The organism is Citrobacter sp. wls619, assembly GCF_005281345.1.
Taxonomy (GTDB): Bacteria; Pseudomonadota; Gammaproteobacteria; order Enterobacterales; family Enterobacteriaceae; genus Citrobacter.
Window position 1 is genome coordinate 1 of record NZ_SZXJ01000023.1, and the last position, 236, is coordinate 236.

Sequence of the window (236 nt, forward strand, 5' to 3'; positions counted from 1 at the left end):
CGCGGGGCTTTCATTTCCGCAGCGAAGTAGCTGACCAGATCAAACAGCAACCAACTGAGGAATTTCTCCGTTTCAGAGGAAAATCCCTGTCCCGCCAGCGTCTGCGTCAGGGCAAGGCAGTAGCTACAAAGCTCGGTGCATTCTGGTCCAAACTGAGGGGGGCTTGCGGGGAGGGTATCGACGGTCAGGCTTTCAATAAGATGGGGTGGAACGGGTTCTAACAGCGTGGGCTGGAG

At 56.4% G+C, this 236-nt stretch carries 1 pseudogene; it reads right to left on the reverse strand.

Annotated elements, in window-relative coordinates:
* A pseudogene (locus tag FDX19_RS01945) lies at positions 1–236 on the reverse strand (hypothetical protein); the annotation flags it as partial.